Genomic DNA, 4,313 nt, shown 5'->3' on the forward strand with positions numbered 1-4,313 from the left:
CGCCACCGCCTCTCGGTGGCGGACATAATCAAACTTTAACGGGAGCATCATTGGATGTCCGTCACATCTTGTCAAGAACCGATGAACGTATGATGAAAAAATGCAAAATCGTCTGCACCATAGGGCCTGCCAGTGATTCGATCGCCATGGTGGATCGGCTGATCGAGAATGGGATGGACGCGGCCAGACTCAATTTTTCTCATGGCTCCCGCGAATCTCACGCTGCGGCGGTCAAGGCGATCCGACAGGTTGCCGAACAGAGACGGGTATCGGTGGCTATCATTCAGGATTTGCAGGGTCCCAGAATCCGCGTGGGCGATTTGCCCGATAAAGGGATTGCAGTGAAATCGGGACAGGCGGTTCGTCTCACGACGATGCTGGCTCGATCCGGGGGACAGCTTGGAGCCCAACCGCTTGTTCATGCCAACGTTACCGAGATCCCTATCACGTACCAGTTCCTTTCCCGCGATATCCGCCCCGGTGCGCGGATCCTGATCGACGACGGGCATGTGGAGCTCGTGTGCGATCGAATCACCGGAGGGTTCGTTGAATGCACCGTCACCGTCGGAGGAAACATCGCATCGCACAAGGGCATCAATCTTCCCGGCACATTTGTCAGCGCCCCTGCCCTCACGGATAAGGACCGGGAAGACCTTCGTTTCGGTATCTCACAAGGCATTGACTTCGTGGCACTCTCTTTTGTCAGAAGTCCTGAGGACATCATCGCGGCACGCACATTCATTGCCGAATGCGGGGAAAATCTTCCTATTATCGCCAAAATCGAACGGGCTGAAGCGGTGACAGCGTTGGATGCGATTCTAACCCAATCTGACGGTGTGATGATCGCACGCGGAGATCTTGGTGTGGAGATGGGACCGGAAGCCGTGCCTGTCTTGCAGAAACGGATTATCGTGGAGGCCAATCGGCGTGGCCGCCTCGTGATCACGGCCACTCAGATGCTTGAATCGATGACACAACGCCTGCGGCCCACGAGAGCAGAAGCCTCGGATGTCGCCAACGCAGTGTTCGACGGCAGCGACGCGGTTATGCTGTCGGCTGAAACCGCCGTCGGTGCGCATCCAGTCGCAACAGTCCAAGTGATGAATCGAATTATTCGAGCAGCGGAGGAGCAATCCGAGCCAGGCATCATGCCCAAGCGTCAAACTGATTTTCAGGACCTATCGTTTCAGGAGGCTATCTGTACCGCAGCTTCTTCTGCAGCCAGAGCGATCACTGCTAGCGCAATTGTTGCCTTCAGCGAGCGGGGTGTCACGGCGAGCTTGCTGTCTAAGCAACGGCCGGAATCTCCCATCATCGCCTTCACACCGTTTGAACCGGTCAGGCGCCGGATGGCTCTCTATTGGGGAGTCCTTCCATATCTGATGCCCCAGATCGAACAAACCGATGCGCGTGTAGCGGAGGCAGAACGCCGGCTCAAGGAAGAGAACCTCGTCACAACCGGGAAGCGGATCGTCATTCTCTCAGGCACGAGGGTCGGAGAGCCCGGCGGAACCAATCTGATGAAGCTGCACGAAGTCGCATAACTCCCGCAGGAATGTTCACCATAACCAGCCTTGAGTGAAGCTCAACCTGTTGTCACCATCAGGCTATCGTATTTTGCGACCGGCATCAGAATTGGGTACGGCCAGCGTAGCGGCCAAGCTGTGTCACAAAGGGAAACCGGAGCATCATGAACAGATTCAGGCAGACCGGAGGTCCCAGGTGCTCAAGGCCGATCTTCATACCTGTCTGCCCCAAGGCCGGGTCCGCGCAATAGGTTCCGAACAAGCGGTCCCACCAGGGCACGTTGAATCCGTAGTTGCTGTTCGTCTCACGTACATCCGTTGAATGGTGGATGCGATGCATGTCCGGCGTAACGATAAACCACCGCAACGCCCGATCGAGCCTCAGGGGCATCCGGACATTGCTATGATTGAACAAGGCGGTCGCATTCAGCACGATTTCAAAGATCACCACCGCCAGCGGAGCGGCCCCGAGGAGAAGGACGGACAGAGCTTTGACCCCGGTCGAGATGATGATCTCCACCGGGTGAAACCGCACGCCGCTGGACACATCCAAATCAAGATCCGAATGGTGCATCATGTGGAAGCGCCAGAGAATAGGCACGTAATGAAAGACCTGATGCTGGAGGTAGATGATGAGGTCGAGCGCCACAATAGCCAGGCCGACTTCAAGCCAAAAAGGCCCGTTTGCTAAATTGAATAACCCCCAGCCTCGATCCTGCGCCATCACCGCTGTTGCCACCACACCGCCCATGAAAAACAATCGGGCGATCACCGTATTCAAGATCACGATGGTGAGGTTCCCGCCCCAGCGACAGAGTTTCGAGGCCGTCAATGAACGCCGCGGCGCAATAAATTCCCACGTGGCCATGACGCCGAGCACGAATACGTACGATCCAAACCGGACCAGATCCTCAAACGCCATAACAATCCTTTTTAGTCAAAATACTTGCCATGTAGCAGATTAGAGGCAGAACAAAAGAAATGGATTCACGCGAGTTAGACAGAAAGTCGTTGAGTCCTGGAACCATTGCGGCTCGCCCTAAAAGAACGCTCTGACTGTTTGGAATGCAACATTCTTACACGTGTTCTTTTACCTGTGAATGCTCAGTGCCAGCTTATGGTTCGGCTGGCGGCAATCTGTCGCCCCGATGGCGTATCAGAGGTTTCCTCCACGCTATCTAATTCCACTCTCTTGGGAATGGCGCCCACGATGCTCAAACTGCACCCCTTGAGAAAGTACCCCTCTGTTACCCCTCGAATCTTGCGGTTTAGCCCCTAAGAAGGGAGCTGCATGATCTCAACGTTCGCGTACCTTCTTCCCCTCCTATCCCTAACACGCCCGGACACGCATTCACCAAGCGAGCACCGCCCTATGACCGACCTTTTTGATTGATTCACGCGGGTGGCGCGGCAAACGGGGCGCCCCACCGCGCGCAACGGAAGGGACCCACTGGGGGATGGGTGGAGTGAGCACGGTGGGGCTGTTTGCCACGACAGGACCCGCGAAACTGCAAGCAAATCAGGCTGAAAGGAAATTGCGCCTCCCCCCATATCCTCCTGTGAAGGCCGTCATGAAGCTTCGGCGGGCCAAGGAGGATCCAATGGCACAGAACACCGAAATCGCTCAATCGGCACACAAGATCAACTGGCGTGACCCGAGGCTCTATCAGATAGTGAGCCTCTTCACCCTGCTGATCTATGGCCTCCTCTTCCTTCACTTTGACGTTTCCCTCTGGCAGATCGCCGTGACCATCGGCGCAGCCCAGCTGACCCAGTACGCCGGCACCCGCTATTTCACGCTGCCGTACTTCGATCCCAAGAGCGCGCTAATTTCTTCGCTCTCGCTTTGTCTTCTCCTCCGCACGAACGAGCTCTCCGTCGCTGCATTGGCTTCAGCCATTGCCATCGGCAGCAAGTTCCTCATTCGCTGGAAGGAGAAGCATGTTTTCAACCCGACGAATCTTGCGTTAGTCGTCATCCTTGCCGGCGGACTGGGCTGGATCTCCCCCGGCCAGTGGGGCCAAGTCGCCTGGTTTGGATTCTTGCTGGTCTGCCTCGGCTCACTCGTCGTGACACGCGCGGCGCGGGCGGATGTCACGCTGGCCTTTCTCGGGTTCTACGTCGGCCTCCTCTTCGGACGAGGCGCCTGGCTCGGCGATCCGATCACGATTCCACTGCATCAGATCGAAAGCGGCGCGCTGCTGATTTTCGCCTTCTTCATGATCTCCGATCCGAAGACCACTCCAGATTCCCGAACCGGACGGATCGTCTATGCGTTGCTTGTGGCTCTCACCGCCATCTACGTCCAGTTCGGCTACTTCAAACCCAACGGCCCGTTGTGGGGTTTGATTGCCTGCGCGCCGCTCGTTCCTCTCATTGACCGGATGTTTCCCGGCACTCCCTATGAATGGTCCAAACCATCGAGTGGGGCATTCTCTGTCCCCGTTTCTCTCCCTGTGCTCGTTCCATCATCTTTTTCACAACCAAGGAGGATTTCATGAGTACGCAAAGCATCGAAATGAATCGCGTGAATATTCGGCACGCGGATAGCGCCGATCTGGGCGCCCATCCGCCCGCAGCGGGGTCCCTACACCGGGCCGGGTGCGAGGACGGATGGGCTGGTCGGCGACAGGCCCCGTGTCCCCTCAAGCGACGAGCCCCTATCATTGGATTGACACTCCTTGCTGCATTCTTTTCGTGGAACGACACCGCCTCCGCGTTTTGCGGCTTCTACGTCGGCAAGGCCGACACGAAACTGTTCAACAAGGCATCCGAGGTTGCCATTGC

The 4,313-nt window shown here is 56.7% G+C and carries 4 protein-coding genes; 3 read left to right on the forward strand and 1 reads right to left on the reverse strand.

Going from position 1 to position 4,313, the window contains the following annotated elements; translation table 11 throughout:
* The coding region (gene pyk / locus ACWVCN_RS02800) for a pyruvate kinase (protein WP_455243993.1) at positions 1-1,544 on the forward strand (1,544 nt) is incomplete at its 5' end.
* A gap of 85 nt (positions 1,545-1,629) precedes the next feature.
* On the opposite strand, the gene ACWVCN_RS02805 is transcribed toward pyk, so the two are convergent.
* Entirely contained in the window at positions 1,630-2,448 is an 819-nt protein-coding gene (locus ACWVCN_RS02805; protein WP_455243994.1) for a sterol desaturase family protein, read from the reverse strand.
* 679 nt (positions 2,449-3,127) lie between these two features.
* On the opposite strand from ACWVCN_RS02805, the gene ACWVCN_RS02810 reads away from it, so the two are divergent.
* Positions 3,128-4,027 carry an RnfABCDGE type electron transport complex subunit D gene (locus tag ACWVCN_RS02810; protein ID WP_455243995.1) on the forward strand — a complete coding sequence of 300 codons (900 nt, stop codon included), beginning with the start codon at positions 3,128-3,130 and terminating at the stop codon, positions 4,025-4,027.
* Positions 4,024-4,313, forward strand: a 290-nt coding sequence (locus ACWVCN_RS02815) for a hypothetical protein (RefSeq protein WP_455243996.1), incomplete at its 3' end; no start/stop codon positions are given. The genes ACWVCN_RS02810 and ACWVCN_RS02815, both read left to right, overlap by 4 nt.

This window comes from Petrachloros mirabilis (genome assembly GCF_975968855.1).